Genomic DNA, 14,591 nt, shown 5'->3' with positions numbered 1-14,591 from the left:
AGAGTACAAGCTTATGGTTGCTTTGAATAAGACTTGGCCGTTACTGCTTGCGGGAGCAGTACTCAGCCTGCCAATCCATGCAGGGGGCATACTGAAGATTGGCGTTTCCGACTCCGATGCACCACCCATCGTGGTGCTGACCCCGGATAACCAGAACCTGGCCAGCGGGCTGATCAAGGAACTGGGCGATGCCCTGGCCGGCGAGCTGGGCATGAAGGCACAGTATGTGGTGATTGCCCGCAAGCGGGTGGAAAGCACCATCGAAACCGGCAAGGTGAATATCGTGTGCAATGCCAACCCGGAATGGTATGGCAATGCCACGCGGCTGGGCTGGACGCGCGAATTCTATCCGCAGATCGAACGGGTGCTGTCGCTCAAGGGCGTACCGGATATCCATCAGGCCGACGAAATGGTGGGCAAGCGCATTGGCACCATCCGCGGTTACAGCTACCCGACGCTGGAGCACCTGTGGGCGGTTGGGCGCACCACGCGGGTGGACGAACCGCGACTGGACCTGCTGGTGAAATCCTTGCAGAAGAAGCTGACCGACCTGGCCATTTCATCGGAACTGGAAATTGCCTGGTGGGCCAAAACCAATCCGGATGAAGCCCGTCAGTTCAAGCAACATCCGCTTACCGTCACCTACATGCCCACCATGTGCGCCGTTGCACCGCAATCGCACATCAGCACCGACCGCCTGAATCAGGGCATTGACGCCATGCGTCGCAGCGGCAAGCTCAAATCGATTCTCAAGTCCTACTCCTGGCAGGCCGAATAGCCTTACGCTTCCGGCAAGCTTGCGGTGCATCAAGTTTGTTTCACGTGAAACAGACAATGCTTGCCAAGCCAGACAAAAAAGGCAACCCTCTGGGCTTGCCTTCAGGCTGCGGACAAAGTTATCCGATGCGATGGTACTGGACCCGGCAAAGCCGGGCCTTTCGGTTAACTTAGCGATTCCGCAGCCTTTCCATCTATTCCCAATCCCCCCGCCCTTGCCTTGCAAGGGTGCCTCGCTTTCATTTCAGAAAGCGAGAGGGGTTTGACGGCAACCCTCTGGGCTTGCCGTTTTTTGATGATGATTTCAGCTCATGGATATCGTTTACCTGCACGGATTCAATTCCGGTCCACAATCGCTCAAGGCCGAGGAAACCCGGCGTTTCCTGCTGCAGCACGCACCGCAGGTGCAGCTGCACTGCCCGCGCCTGTCTTCCCATCCGGCCCAGGCCATTGCCGAGGCGGAAGCGCTCTTGCTGTCCCTGCCGGCAAATACCGCCTTGATCGGCAGTTCGCTGGGGGGCTTCTATGCCACGGTACTGGCTGAAAAACACGGCAGGAAAGCCGCGCTGATCAACCCGGCCATCACCCCGCATCTGGATTTGCAGCACTATCTGGGCGCGCAAACCAACCCTTACACCGGGGAACAATACGTGCTGGACGCAGCCGACATGCATGCCCTGCGCGACATGCGTCCGCAAGGGATTGCCAAGGGTCGTTACTGGTTGTGGCTGGGTAGTGCCGATGCCGTATTGCCGTGGCAGCAGGCTTCACGCTGTTATAGCGGTCAACGGCAGACCGTGTTCAACGGTGATGATCACCGGCTGGCACGCTGGCCGGAGTGCCTTCCGGCTACGCTTGCGTGGATGCAGCAGGCGGATTGAGCCGTCCCAGCCCGCGCTGCATGGCGGCGGACAGGCGCTCCAGGCTGACCGGTTTGGACAGGAAGTCATCCATGCCGGCCTGCTGGCAGCGCTCGCGGTCTTCATCAAAGGCGTTCGCCGTCAGCGCAATGATGTGTGGTTGCTGCGCCAGCGCAGCCTGACGGATGGCACGGGTGGCATCCAGACCATCCATTTCCGGCATTTGCATGTCCATCAACACCAGCTCTATCCCGCCCTGACAGACTTGCTCCAGTGCCTGACGTCCATTGGCCGCCAGTTGCACATCGCGGTAACCCAGCTTGTCCAGCAGCTTGAGGATCAACTTCTGGTTGACCGTATTGTCCTCGGCCACCAGCACCGATACCGGCTGGCTTGATACCGCCACCGGCGCTGCCACCGGCTGCTGTTCCGCGGCTTCTTGCGCCGGGGCCGCCACCTTGGTGGCCACCCAGTAGACACTGAAACAACTCCCCTCGCCCGGCGTGCTGCTGACATCAATCCGTCCGCCCATGGCTTCGGCCAGGCGGCGGCAAATGGCCAGTCCCAGGCCGGTACCGCCATAGCGGCGGGTGGTGGTGGAATCGGCCTGCTCAAAGGCGGTGAATACCTTGTTCATCTGCTCCGGCGTCATGCCGATGCCGGTATCGCGTACATCCAGCTGCAAGCGCAGCATGTCGAAAGTATCTTCCAGCGGTGCCATCGACACCGTCACCGTAATGCCACCCTGATGGGTGAACTTGATGGCATTGCTCAAGAGATTGCTGGTGATCTGCCGCAGACGGGTGGCGTCCCCCAGCAGCCAGGCGTGGCCGGTCGGGCGCTGCCAGGTGACGGTCAGCCCGGCTTCCATGGCCTTGGGTTCAAACAGGTTGACCACGCTATCCAGCAAGCTGAACAGATTGAACGGCCGCTGCTCCAGCGTGAGTTTGCCGGCATCAATCTTGGACAGGTCCAGAATGTCGTTGATCAGGGCCAGCAGGGAACTGCCGCATTCTTTCAGCGTAGCCACCTGATCGCCCTGCTCGGCTGTCAGCTGGCTATGGGATAACAACTCGGCCATGCCCAGCACGCCATTGAGCGGGGTTCGGATTTCATGGCTCATCACCGCCAGGAATTCGGACTTGGCCTTGGCCGCCATTTCGGCCTTGAGCAAGGCCTCGGATAGCTGGGCCATCCGCCATTCGACAATCTTTTCCAGCTGCGCCGCCACGGTGGACAGCTCGAAATTGGCGTCATACAAGGCTCGGCTACGCTGCTCCAGCAGGCTTTCGGCTTCCTTGCGGGCGGTCTTCTCGCGCAAATACCGCTTTTGATAGCGCTGCAATTGTTCTTGCAACTGGGACAGCTCGCTCTGGCTCATAGCAACTCCACGGTAAAGCGCACCTCACTGCCTTCTGCATTCAATAGCTCCGTGGTGATGCGGCCCTGTTCGGAAAAGTGGTCCAGTGCACCCTGGATCAGCCCGGTGGCCAGTGGTGCCAGACAACGTGGCGAGCGGTACAGCAGTATCATCCGCCTATCGTCACGCTCCACAACCTGGATATCCGGCAACTGGGCATCGGGATACAGCTTTTGCACTTCCACGTGGATATGTTTTTCTATCCCCTCGAATACCATGAAAGAACTGCTACAGGACTGAATGCTGTACGGATAGAGCAGGGCAAAACGTCCAAACAGGTAATGGCCGAAGTGAAAGATCAGCTCTGATGCACTCATGCCACTGCGGCGCGACAGCGCGGTGATCATCGCCACCAGCTCGGCAAACGGGTAATTGCCCACTGCGGTATATGCACCGCCGGACTTGATCTGCGCATCGTCGATGATGTCATCCACCATTTCGGCGGAAAAACGCGCTTCCACCATTTCCATGAATTCGGTAAATACCACGCCTTTCATGTCCTGCCCTTTCCTGTTTCCCGCCCGTCACCCCTTGTCCTTTCACCGCACCGCGCAATGTCAGGGATTGATTCAATGTAGAAACAAATACAGCCAAATACCAAGCAGTAATCCTTAAAAAACAGACTGTTCAGTACAAGGCGCTTGCCGGTGCAAAGCAGGCAGGCGCAGACTCGGCACTTCCTCAATCGGCCAGACAAGGGAGGCAAGATGAGCCAGGTAATCCGTTTCCATCAACATGGAGGCCCGGAAGTACTGCAACTGGAGGACGTGACGACAGGCCAGCCCGGGCCGGGTGAAGTCCTGCTGCGCCACAGTGCCATCGGCATCAACTTCATCGATACCTACCAGCGTGGCGGCTTGTATCCGGTCTCGCTGCCCAGCGGCCTGGGCAGTGAAGCCGCGGGCACCGTGCTGGCGGTGGGAGAAGGCGTCAGTCATGTGACAGTGGGTGACCGGGTGGCCTATGCCGGCGGCCCGCTGGGTGCCTACAGCAGCGAACGGCTGATTCCGGCCGGCGTACTGGTGAAACTGCCGGACCATATCAGTGACGAGGTGGCTGCCTGCATCATGCTGCAGGGCATGACCGTGGAGTACCTGATCCGCCGTACCTTTGCGGTGCAGCCCGGCATGACCGTGCTGTGGCATGCCGCCGCAGGAGGCGTGGGCCAGATTGCCGTGCAATGGCTGCATGCGCTGGGGGTAAACGTGATTGGTACCGTCGGTTCCGCCGCCAAGGGGGAACTGGCACGACAACTGGGTTGCCAGCATGTCATCAATTACAACCAGGAAGATGTGGTGGCGCGCGTGCGCGAGATTACCGGCGGGCAAGGCGTACCGGTGGTTTACGATTCGGTGGGAAAAAGTACTTTCGAAATGTCGCTCAACAGCCTGGCGCCGCGCGGCACTTTTGTCAGCTTCGGCAATGCCTCCGGTGCCGTACCGGCCTTCGAGCCGCTGCTGCTGTCACAAAAGGGTTCGCTGTTCTTCACCCGCCCCAAACTGGGTGACTATGTGGCCAGCCGGAGCGAACTGGAAGCCTCTGCCCAGGCGCTGTTTGCCCGCATTGGCGACGGCAGCATCAAGGTGACGCCGTCGGCCCGCTATGCACTGGCCGATGCGGCACAGGCACACCGCGACCTGGAAAGCCGCCGCACCACCGGCTCGCTGATCCTGCTGCCCTGAAACCATGCCACGGGGGCCAAGGCAAGTGGCAGGCAACATGCAAAAGACCCGGCGCTGCCGGGTCTTTTCGGATAAATCACACCAAGGTTAACGGCGTGGTGCCGGACGACTGGCTGCGGCCGGTGCCGGAATCAGTGCCTTGCGTACACATTCACGGCCCTGCTGGCCAGCGGTTTCGGCACATTGCCACTCGGCAGCGGCACGTTGCTCGCAACGCGCCTTGTTGCTGGCATGACTGCAATCGGCTGCCGGCATGCGTTCGCGCACGCACAGCCGCCGTGCCGCGCCTTCCGTGCCGTCACAAGCCTGTTGAGCCGCCTGCAAGGCCTCGCACTGCCGTGCATCGCGACTACGCTTGCAACTGAGCGCAGGCGTGTATTGTTCGATACAGGCGCGTGCCGCACCGTCAGTCATATCGTTACAGCTGAGCCAGGCCTGGCGATAACTGGCACAGCGCTGTGGTGCCATGGCCTTGTCACAGTCGGGAACTCCCGCCTGGACCAGCGCCGTCGGCAAAAGCAGCAGCCCGATCAAGCAGGACAAGCTGCGCATACGAATCCGTTTTCCCCAAGCTGAGTTCAAAGCCGTGTCCTTGCCACTGGCAATTCCCGGCGCACCATGCAACCGGGTCAATCGTTCTGGTATTGCTCCTGCGCCTTTTGCCGCTTGTCACGCCAGAAATTGCGCTGAGCCGGCGGGGGCGGAGGCGGACGGGAGAAACCATCCGGGCCATACCGCTCCATGCCGTTTCCGGCTGGCGGAGGCAATGGCGGGCCATAATGCCGGTGCTGCCAGCGGCGCGCATCTTCCGGCGACAAGTCACCGGCTTGCACGGCCTCCTTCAGGCGCAGATTACGCAAGCGACGCTCTTCGCCAGCCGGTGGCCGGCCCTGATGCGGAAACTCGGTTGCGCCGTCCTGCATGCCATTCGGGCCCTGTGCAGCTGCCGGCAAGGCAAATGCCGTCACCGAAGCAAACAGCAGGACATAAATGGCATGGTACTTCATGGCTGTATTTTAACCTGACATCAGGCCTCCTGCCACGACGATGCTTGGGAATCGGGGCAGAAGGCGGGTGGGACACACGGCAAATGCCGCGGGATTCATTTCTCGTCTGCTGGACGGCGCATGCTGTACGGCGGGCTGACTGCCGGCTCGCCCACGGTGGTGGCAGATGGCGTTGCCAGGCTGACCTGGGCATGGGCTTGCTGGCGGGCCTCGCGGATATCCGCACCATTGCCACCGCGTTCATCGGCACGCGCCAGTGCTGGCGCCAGTAGCGCAGACAGGATGACTGTCATGCAAATCAGGGATTTGTTGCTCATGATGTACTCCGGCATGCAGGACACAATGACAGTGTAGGAGCCCGTTTTTGCCCAACCGTGTGCCGTATGTTACCAAATGTTAACTAATGTGAATGGCCATCAGGGTTTAACAGAAATTCATGAAGCCCCATCGCCGCCAGCGCCGAGGCACGTTAAGCTTTGCCATCAGCATGACGGCTGTCACACTCCGCCGCGCCATCAAGGAAAATATCATGGAACACAACAAGATTCTGATCGTCGACGACGACGCCAAGCTGCGCGAACTGCTTACCCGCTATCTGGGCCAGCAAGGCTATGTGGTGGACACCCTGCCGGACGCGCGCGAACTGGACCGCAAACTGGCACGTAACCGCCCCGACCTGATGGTACTGGACGTGATGATGCCGGGTGATGACGGTCTGGCCGTGGTGCGCCGCCTGCGTGCCCAGGGCGAAACCGTGCCGGTGATCATGCTGACCGCGCGCGGTGAAGACGTCGACCGCATCCTGGGCCTGGAAATGGGCGCGGACGACTACCTGCCCAAACCGTTCAACCCGCGTGAACTGACCGCCCGCATCCAGTCGGTATTGCGCCGCCATCATGCCACGCCGGCGCTGGCCGCCCGGCACGAATCCGACGAAATCATCGAGTTTGGCGACTTCCAGCTCAATCTGGGCCGCCGCGAGCTGCAAAAAAACCAGCAGGTGCTGCCGCTGACCACGGCGGAATTTGCCGTGCTCACCGTACTGGCCACCCATCCGCGCCGCCCGCTCACCCGCGAACAGCTGATGGAAATGGCGCTGGGCAAGGGCAATGGCGAATCGCTGGACCGCAGCATCGACGTGCATATTTCCCGCCTGCGCAAGGCACTGGAAGCTGGCGACAGCCCGCTGCGCTTCATCCAGACGGTGTGGGGTTATGGCTATGTCTTTGTGCCTGACGGCAGCGAGCGGGAGTAAGCCGTGCTGCGACGCCTTGCCGGTTCCCTGCTGTTTCGCCTGATCGTGCTGGTAGTGGTGGTGGTGGTCACTACCCAGGTGGTGACGGTCTACATTGCCGCAGGCGAGCGCCACAAGCTGATGGACAAGCAGCTGTATGCCCAGGTGGTGGACACCCTGGCGTTTCTGGAGGGTTCGATGGACAACATGAGCCCGGCCCAGCGCACCGCTTTTCTGGCCAGCTACAACCGCCCCGGCCTGCCACGCCTGCTGCCGCAGGAGTCTGCCCCACGCCAACAGTTTGACAAGGAACTGCCCCGCGTGGCCGACAGCCTGGTCAGCCGGCTGAGCAAGGGCCTGGGAGACACCGTGCACGGCTACATGGTGCACCGCGAAGACCGCAACGAGCTGTGGGTGAACGTGCATGTGCTGGACACCCCGTACTGGCTGGTGATTCCGTTTGGCCGCTATAGCGATCGCCCCATTTATTCGCTGATCCAGGCTGCGTTGCTGGCCACCGTGCTGGCCATCCTGCTGGCATCCGTGGTGGCTTGGCGCATCACCCGTCCCATCAGCAAGGTGGTGATGGCCTCGCGCGAACTGGCTGGTGGCAAACTTCCGTCGCCATTGGCCGAAGATGGCCCGCGCGAGCTGATTGCCCTGGCGCGCGGTTTCAACCACATGGCCAGCGCGCTGGACAATGCTGCGCGGGAACGCCGGCTGATGTTGGCCGGCCTGTCGCACGACCTGCGCACCCCGCTGACCCGGCTGAAACTGATGCTGGAGCTGCAGGACAGCAGCCCGGACACCCCGGACATGCTGGCGGATATCGACGAGCTGTCACGCATTGTGCGTCAGTTCATCGACTTTGCCCGCGCCGAGGAATCGGCCCGGCTGGAGCCGGTTGCCCTGGCCGAGCTGGCCGACAGCGTGGTGGCGCGCTTTGGCCGCAGCGGGCTGGATGTTCACCTGGATCGTCTGGCCGAGCCGGAACTCTATGTCGATGCGCTGGCACTGGAACGCCTGCTGTCCAATCTGCTGGAAAATGCCCGGCGTTACGGCAAACCGCCAATCCGGGTGGAAGTGGCCAGCCAGGACAATATGGCCATGCTCAGTGTGATCGACCATGGTGCGGGGATTCCGGCAGCGCTGCGCGAATCGGCCCTGGCACCGTTCGAACGACTGGCCGAACACCGCGGCACCGATGGCGGCAGCGGCCTGGGGCTGGCCATCGTCTCGCGCGTGGTAAAGCAGCACCACGGACAACTGCGCTTTGTGGATGAAGCGGACGGTGGCTTCCGGGTATGCATCCTGTTGCCACTCACCACTGCAGCCGCTACCGCCTGAAACCGGCGGCAAACGACTGGCGACTCAGGACCGGGGTCGCCAGCCCAGCAGCAACACCCCGCCCAGAATCAGTACCCCGCCAAGCAGCATCGGCCAGCTGACCGCCTCTTGCAGAAACAAGGCCCCCCACAGCACGCCGAATACCGGCACCAGATAGGTCACCGTGCTGGCGCGTGTCGCGCCCAGCCGGTCAATCAGACGGTAATAGATGAGATAAGCCAGCGAGGTACAGCCCACGGCCAGGGCCAGCACCGCGCCCCACACCATGGGTGAGGGTGCCTGTGCCGGCAGCGAGAACAAGGCCAGTGGTGCCACCAGCACGGCACCGCTGAACAGGCTGCCGGTGGCGGTGACCAGCGGCGGCAGGCCGGGCAGCCAGCGCCGCGCCATATGACCGGACCAACCGTAACAGGCGGTGGCCCCCAGCATGGCCAGTACCGGCAGCAGCGACTGCACGTCGAATGCCGCGCCACGCCCCAGCATCAACACCAGCACCCCGGCCAAACCCAGCAGTAAGCCCGCCGCGCGCGCAAAACGCATGCGCTCCCCCGCCAGCGGAATGGCCCACAAGGCAGTCATCAACGGCGTGGTGGCATTCAGTACCGACGCCACGCCCGCCGGCAGGCTGTGGCTGGCCCAGGCAATCAGGCAGAACGGCAGGGCCGACAGAAACACCCCCACCACGGCAATGCGCAGCCAGTGCTGTCGCCACAGGGGCAGGCCACCGCGCAGCAGCAAGACCGGTAACAGCACCAGGGACGCCAGCGCCAGGCGCAAGGCGATCAATGGCACGGCTCCCAGTTCGGGCACGGCCACCCGCATGAACAGAAACGAGCCGCCCCACAGGGCCGCCAGCACCACCAGTCCCACCATGTCGCGATTCATCGTCGCGCCTCCCTTGTTGTGATGGCTGTCAGCATAAAGGGGCAGCCCCGCCCGCGCATCCGCTTTATTGCGGTCTAATTCCACTGCGCGGCCAGACTAGTTCCTGCGGAGAATGGCCAGTTGTCATGCCGGCAGCCACACTGTGTGCGCCCACCTTGTCGAGTGCCTGACCATGGATATCCACGATTTCAACACCCTGCTGGCTGCCGCCCGCCAGCAGCCTGTCCCGCAACAGCTGCTGCTGGTATTTGCCAAGGCAGTACTGCATGACGACCACCAGCCGCAGGAGGCCGAACGCTTTGCCCGCGGCCAGGGCGGCATCCTGCTGCCCATCATGTGCCTGGACCGCGCCGCCGGAGAGCTGGTGGACTTTGCCAGCCTGCAAGCCGAATCCGCCCGCATGGGCGAGCCGTGGCAAATCGTGTTTGTCGCCTGTCTGGACGGCAGCGCCGGTGGCCCGCCCGCAGCAGCCGATATCGAAGCGGCGCTCAAGCGCATGATCCAGACCATCCAGACCGGTGGCGATGTGTCGCGTTATCTGGCGTTCGATCGCGACGGCGACATCGTGCGCTTTCATTAACACCGTCACTGCGCTGCCATCAGCCATGGCACTGCCCCGGCCTGGGCGCTAAGCTGAACCCGATCAGGCAGGACAAGTCTCAAGCCTTGTCCTGTTCCCCATCGCATTCAGCCCACGCCTGCCGGAGCCCGCATGAACCTGTCCCTGCTCAGCCGCTATGCTTTTTTCGCCGCCTGCATCCTGCTCAGCCTGATCGGCCTGGTATTGCACCAGATCGAATGGCTGTGGCCCTTCACCCTTACCGCCATCGCGCTCAGCCTGCTGGGCGTGCTGGACCTCACACAAACCCGCCATGCGGTACGGCGCAACTACCCGGTGCTGGGCAATATCCGCTATCTGGTGGAGGCCATCCGCCCGGAAATCCGCCAGTACCTGCTGGAAGCCGATGGCGAGCAGCTGCCCTTCTCGCGTGACCAGCGCTCGCTGGTTTACGCCCGCGCCAAGAACACCCAGGCCGACAAGCCCTTCGGCACCCTGCTGGATGTATATGGCAGCGGCTTCGAATTCATCAGTCACTCCATCCGCCCGGCCCCGCGCAGCGACCCGGCCGGTTTCAGGGTGCAGATTGGCGGGCCGCAATGCGCGCAGCCCTACTCGGCCTCGGTATTCAATATTTCGGCCATGAGCTTTGGTGCGCTCAGCGCCAATGCCATCCGCGCCCTCAATCAGGGTGCCAGCCGGGGCGGCTTCTACCACGATACCGGCGAGGGCAGCATCAGTCCCTATCATCTGGAACACGGCGGCGACCTGGTATGGGAGCTGGGCAGCGGCTACTTTGGCTGCCGCGACGAACAAGGCCGTTTCGACCCGGAGCGCTTTGCCCGACAGGCGCAAAACCCGCAGGTGAAGATGATTGAAATCAAGCTCAGCCAGGGAGCCAAGCCCGGCCACGGCGGCATTCTGCCCAAGCACAAGGTGACACCGGAAATTGCCGCCACCCGTGGCGTGCCGCTGGGGCAGGATTGCGTATCGCCCTCCAGCCACAGCGCATTTTCCACCCCGCTGGAGATGATGGCCTTCATTGCCCGGCTGCGTGAACTGTCCGGCGGCAAGCCGGTAGGCTTCAAGTTTTGCCTGGGCCATCCATGGGAATTCATGGCCATTGCCAAGGCCATGCTGGAAAGCGGCATCCTGCCGGATTTCATCGTGGTGGACGGCAAGGAAGGCGGCACCGGCGCGGCTCCGCTGGAGTTTACCGACCACATTGGCGTGCCGCTGCGCGAGGGCCTGCTGTTCGTGCACAACACCCTGGTGGGGCTGAATCTGCGCGACAAGATCAAGCTGGGTGCCAGCGGCAAGATCATCAGCGCCTTCGACATTGCCAGCGTGCTGGCCATCGGGGCGGACTGGGCCAATTCCGCCCGTGGCTTCATGTTTGCCGTGGGCTGCATCCAGAGTCAGAGCTGCCACACCAACCGCTGCCCCACCGGCGTGGCCACGCAGGACCCGCTGCGCCAGCGCGCTCTGGTAGTACCGGACAAGGCCGAGCGGGTGTATCACTTCCACCGCAACACCCTGCATGCGCTGTCCGAGATGCTGGCCGCCGCCGGCCTCACCCATCCGGAACAACTGGAAGCCCACCATCTGGTACGCAGGGTAAGCGATACCGAAATCCGCCTGTTCTCGCAGCTGCATGTGTTTTTGCAGCCGGGCGAACTGCTGGGCAGTGACATCAAGGCCGAGTTCTATGGCCGCATGTGGCGTATGGCGCAAGCGGGCAGCTTTGCGCCGGCCCATGCCTGAAACAGCAGTCAGGGAGGCCAGCCGGCCTCCCCGTCATCCTCAGCCTGCCACGCTTTCAAAGCCAGACAATACGTTCACCGCATTCACGCCGATGTCCTCCACTGCATAGCCGCCTTCCATCACGAACAGCGTGGGCAGGCCCAGTCCGCCAATGGCCTCGCCCATGCGCAGGTAGTCGGCATTTTTCAGCTTGAATCGGGAGATCGGGTCCTGCTCGAAGGTATCCACCCCCAGCGACACCACCAGTGCGTCCGGTGCGTAGGCGGCAATCTTGCTGCAGGCATCGGCCAGGGCCGGGCCGTAGTGCGACCAGTCCGTGCCATGGGCCAGCGGGTAGTTGTGATTGAAGCCCAGCCCGGCGCCCTCCCCGGTCTCGTCGGCATGGCCCAGGAAGAAGGGGTATTCCACCGTCGGGTCGCCATGCAGGGACAAAAACTGCACGTCACTGCGCTGATAGAAAATGCTCTGTGTGCCGTTACCGTGGTGGTAGTCCACATCCAGGATGGCCACGCGCTTGGCACCACGGTCCAGCATGGCCTGGGCGGCAATGGCGGCGTTGTTGAGGTAGCAATAGCCGCCCATGTAATCCGCTGCCGCATGGTGGCCGGGCGGACGGCACAGCGCAAAAGTACTGTGCCCGGTGGCCAGCATGGTATCCAGCCCGGTCAGCGCCACATTGGCCGAGGAACGGATGGCCTGCCAGGTACCGGCGGTGATGGGCACCCCGGCATCGAAGGAGTAATAGCCCATCAGGCCGTCGATGTCCTGCGGAATGCGGTCGGTGCGCAGGCCGCGCACCGGCCATACCAGCGGTAGCGCGTCGTGGTTGCGGCCTTCGGCCTGCCACAGGCTCCAGGCCTGCTCCAGAAAACGCACATAGCCGGCGTCATGCACGCGCAACAGCGGCTCCAGCCCGTGTTCGGTGGGAGCAATGATGTCGCCCAGCCCGGTTTGCCTTACCCGCTGCAACACCATGTCGGCGCGGCTGGGCATCTCGAAGCAGGGTTTGAGGGTGCCGTCGATCAGCTCGGCATTGCCGTGGTGCAGGTGGTGGTCGTCACTGTAAATCGTCAGCATGCAGGTCTCCTTGCCGCGGGTGGGGAACCGGCGGCATTGTGTTGTGTTTGCAAGGGAAAGCCGGCCTCAGCCGGCGACACTTATTTCTTCAGCTTGGTCCACACCCGGTCGCGCAGGGCATTGGCCTTGGCCGAACAGTTCTTGTTGGGCACAAACAGCGCGCGCATGGCGGCGGTGGGGTTGATGGCCGGGTCGGCCTTGAGGTCGGCGACAAAATAGGCAGAGCTGCCCTTGATGGCGTTGTTGTAGCCGGTGAAGTTGGAGGCCTCGGCGATATTCTTCGGCTCCATCATCCAGTTGATGAACTTGAGCGCGTTATCGCGGTTCTTGGCACCCTTGGGGATGACCAGATTGTCGTTCCAGAACGGGATGCCTTCTTTCGGATAGACAAACACGGCGGACTTCAGCTTCTGGCGGGTACGGTAGGCGGCACCGTTCCATTGCTGGTGCATGATGACTTCCTGCGCCTGCATGCGCTCGATGGTGCCGTCGGAGTTATACATGGCCAGCATGGGCTTTTGCGCTTCCAGCAGGTCCTGGATGCGCTTGGCCTGCTTCGGGTCCTCGGTACACTGGTCCACTTTCAGGTAGATGGCGGCGGCCTTGTACAGCTCGGCCACGTCATTGAGCGCCACCACCTTGCCCTTGAGCGCGGCCGGCGGGGTGAAGAAGCTCTTCCAGCTATTGTCCAGCTTGCCGCCCGGCACACGGCTGGCGTCATAGGTAAAGCCGGTTACCCCCCACATGTATGGCGCGGAGTATTCGCGTTGCGGGTCGAAATCCGGCTTGTTGAGTGGAGCCTGCACCAGCTTGAAATTGGGCATCTTGCTGACGTCGATTTTCTCCAGCAGGCCTTCGTCGCGCATGATCTTCACCATGTAGTCGGACGGCACCACCACGTCATAGCCCTTGGCCCCGGCCTTCAGCTTGGCCAGCAGGGATTCGTTGGAATCAAACACATCCAGGTTCACCTTGATGCCGGTTTCCTTCTCGAAGCGCTTGAGCAAATCCTGCGGGATGTAGTCGGACCAGTTGTACAGGTTCAATTCGCCCCCGGCCATGGCCGAGGCGGATACCAGCAGGCCAGCCGCCAGGGCCAGCGAATGCAGTTTGCAGACTTTCATGGCATTTCTCCTTCGTATGTTGTGCAACAAGCGAAACATGAGGGGCGGAACAGCCGCCGACCCGGTTCAGGACTTGCGCTGGCCCATCCAGTAGGACAGCGCGACAAAGGCAATGGACACCAGCAGCATCAGCGCCGACACCGCATTCACTTCCGGGGTGATGCCCATGCGGATCAGGCCGAAGATGTACACCGGCAGCGTGGTGGCACCGGCACCGGCCACAAAAAAGGTGATGACGAAATCGTCCAGCGACACGATGAAGGCCAGCATGGCGCCGGACAGCACACCCGGCAGGATCAAGGGCAGGGTCACCCGGCGGAAGGTGGCAAACGGCCCGGCGTACAGGTCCGCCGCGGCTTCCGCCAGCCGTGGGTCCAGCCCTTCCAGCCGGGCGCGGATGGGCAGGTAGGCAAAGGGAATGCAGAACACGGTGTGGGCAATCAGCACTGTCATCAGCCCCAGGTCCAGCCCCAGCGCGAGGAAAAACAGCAAGGACGCCACGGCAGTGACGATTTCCGGCACCAAGAGCGGCAGGCCCAGCATGGCATTGATGAAGGCCTGGCCGCGAAAGCGCCTGCCCGCCATGGCCAGCGCCGCCATGGTGGCAAAGCTGGTGGCCAGCACCGTGGCACCGCAGGCGATGATCAGCGAGTTTTTGGTGGCCCGCAGGATGTTGTCGTTGTCCATCACCTTCAGATACCAGTCGAAGGAAAAACCGGTCCACAAGGTGGCAATGCGGTTGGCGTTGAAGGACAGCACCACCAGCACCACGATGGGCAGGTAGAGGTAGACAAAGGCCAGCATGGCAGTGGGGGTGACGCCACGGAAGCGCCACAAGGTATTGGATGCCTGCAT

Annotated in this window: 16 protein-coding genes; 7 read left to right on the top strand and 9 right to left on the bottom strand. The window is 62.2% G+C overall.

The annotated features are described in order from the left end of the window. The first annotated feature begins 13 nt into the window (after positions 1-13). Both DKK66_RS08110 and DKK66_RS08105 read left to right on the top strand, forming a co-directional pair. The gene (locus tag DKK66_RS08110) at positions 14-778 is read left to right on the top strand and encodes an ABC transporter substrate-binding protein (RefSeq protein ID WP_131356995.1); all 765 of its coding nucleotides are present in this window, start codon (positions 14-16) and stop codon (positions 776-778) included. A gap of 310 nt (positions 779-1,088) precedes the next feature. Next, complete coding sequence (locus tag DKK66_RS08105) at positions 1,089-1,658, top strand: YqiA/YcfP family alpha/beta fold hydrolase (RefSeq protein WP_131356992.1); 570 nt, start codon at positions 1,089-1,091, stop codon at positions 1,656-1,658. Here DKK66_RS08105 and DKK66_RS08100 read toward each other — a convergent pair. After that, the gene (locus DKK66_RS08100; protein ID WP_131356989.1) at positions 1,627-3,018 is read right to left on the bottom strand and encodes an ATP-binding protein; all 1,392 of its coding nucleotides are present in this window, start codon (positions 3,016-3,018) and stop codon (positions 1,627-1,629) included. The genes DKK66_RS08105 and DKK66_RS08100 overlap by 32 nt on opposite strands. Beyond that, positions 3,015-3,554: a heme NO-binding domain-containing protein gene (locus DKK66_RS08095; RefSeq protein ID WP_131356986.1), complete on the bottom strand. Its 540-nt coding sequence runs from the start codon at positions 3,552-3,554 to the stop codon at positions 3,015-3,017. The genes DKK66_RS08100 and DKK66_RS08095 overlap by 4 nt, the downstream gene beginning before the upstream one ends. 210 nt (positions 3,555-3,764) lie before the next feature. On the opposite strand from DKK66_RS08095, the gene DKK66_RS08090 reads away from it, so the two are divergent. Then, positions 3,765-4,739, top strand: a complete 975-nt coding sequence (locus tag DKK66_RS08090; protein ID WP_131356983.1) for a quinone oxidoreductase — start codon at positions 3,765-3,767, stop codon at positions 4,737-4,739. Positions 4,740-4,826: 87 nt separating this feature from the next. On the opposite strand, the gene DKK66_RS08085 is transcribed toward DKK66_RS08090, so the two are convergent. The 3 genes from DKK66_RS08085 to DKK66_RS08075 form a co-directional block, all read right to left on the bottom strand. Beyond that, positions 4,827-5,207, bottom strand: a complete 381-nt coding sequence (locus DKK66_RS08085; RefSeq protein ID WP_131356980.1) for a hypothetical protein — start codon at positions 5,205-5,207, stop codon at positions 4,827-4,829. 161 nt (positions 5,208-5,368) lie between these two features. Next, positions 5,369-5,746: a hypothetical protein gene (locus DKK66_RS08080; protein WP_131356977.1), complete on the bottom strand. Its 378-nt coding sequence runs from the start codon at positions 5,744-5,746 to the stop codon at positions 5,369-5,371. A 95-nt stretch (positions 5,747-5,841) separates the two neighbouring features. Further along, entirely contained in the window at positions 5,842-6,063 is a 222-nt protein-coding gene (locus DKK66_RS08075; RefSeq protein WP_131356974.1) for a hypothetical protein, read from the bottom strand. A gap of 212 nt (positions 6,064-6,275) precedes the next feature. Here DKK66_RS08075 and ompR point away from each other — a divergent pair, with 212 nt between their 5' ends. Both ompR and DKK66_RS08065 read left to right on the top strand, forming a co-directional pair. Beyond that, positions 6,276-7,001 carry a two-component system response regulator OmpR gene (gene ompR, locus DKK66_RS08070; RefSeq protein WP_045846341.1) on the top strand — a complete coding sequence of 242 codons (726 nt, stop codon included), beginning with the start codon at positions 6,276-6,278 and terminating at the stop codon, positions 6,999-7,001. A gap of 3 nt (positions 7,002-7,004) precedes the next feature. After that, positions 7,005-8,327: an ATP-binding protein gene (locus tag DKK66_RS08065; RefSeq protein ID WP_242673588.1), complete on the top strand. Its 1,323-nt coding sequence runs from the start codon at positions 7,005-7,007 to the stop codon at positions 8,325-8,327. A gap of 24 nt (positions 8,328-8,351) precedes the next feature. On the opposite strand, the gene DKK66_RS08060 is transcribed toward DKK66_RS08065, so the two are convergent. Beyond that, on the bottom strand, positions 8,352-9,212 hold the full coding sequence (locus DKK66_RS08060; protein ID WP_045846312.1) for a DMT family transporter: 861 nt from the start codon (positions 9,210-9,212) through the stop codon (positions 8,352-8,354). Between the two features lie 172 nt (positions 9,213-9,384). On the opposite strand from DKK66_RS08060, the gene DKK66_RS08055 reads away from it, so the two are divergent. Then, positions 9,385-9,792, top strand: a complete 408-nt coding sequence (locus tag DKK66_RS08055) for a hypothetical protein (protein ID WP_045846339.1) — start codon at positions 9,385-9,387, stop codon at positions 9,790-9,792. A 132-nt stretch (positions 9,793-9,924) separates the two neighbouring features. Next, positions 9,925-11,535, top strand: a complete 1,611-nt coding sequence (locus DKK66_RS08050; protein WP_131356971.1) for an FMN-binding glutamate synthase family protein — start codon at positions 9,925-9,927, stop codon at positions 11,533-11,535. Positions 11,536-11,574: 39 nt separating this feature from the next. Here the strand turns inward: DKK66_RS08050 and DKK66_RS08045 are convergent, their stop codons facing one another. The 3 genes from DKK66_RS08045 to DKK66_RS08035 form a co-directional block, all read right to left on the bottom strand. Further along, complete coding sequence (locus DKK66_RS08045; protein ID WP_131356968.1) at positions 11,575-12,612, bottom strand: histone deacetylase family protein; 1,038 nt, start codon at positions 12,610-12,612, stop codon at positions 11,575-11,577. A gap of 80 nt (positions 12,613-12,692) precedes the next feature. Continuing rightward, a complete protein-coding gene (locus tag DKK66_RS08040; protein ID WP_045846309.1) occupies positions 12,693-13,736 on the bottom strand; it encodes an extracellular solute-binding protein in 1,044 nt (347 codons plus the stop codon). A gap of 66 nt (positions 13,737-13,802) precedes the next feature. Next, entirely contained in the window at positions 13,803-14,591 is a 789-nt protein-coding gene (locus DKK66_RS08035) for an ABC transporter permease (protein WP_045846308.1), read from the bottom strand.

The sequence above is a fragment of the Aquitalea sp. USM4 genome (genome assembly GCF_004328945.1).
In the GTDB taxonomy this organism is placed as follows: domain Bacteria; phylum Pseudomonadota; class Gammaproteobacteria; order Burkholderiales; family Chromobacteriaceae; genus Aquitalea; species Aquitalea pelogenes.
The sequence above is the reverse complement of the archived record's forward strand: the minus strand, read 5'-3'. Positions and strand labels throughout refer to the sequence as shown.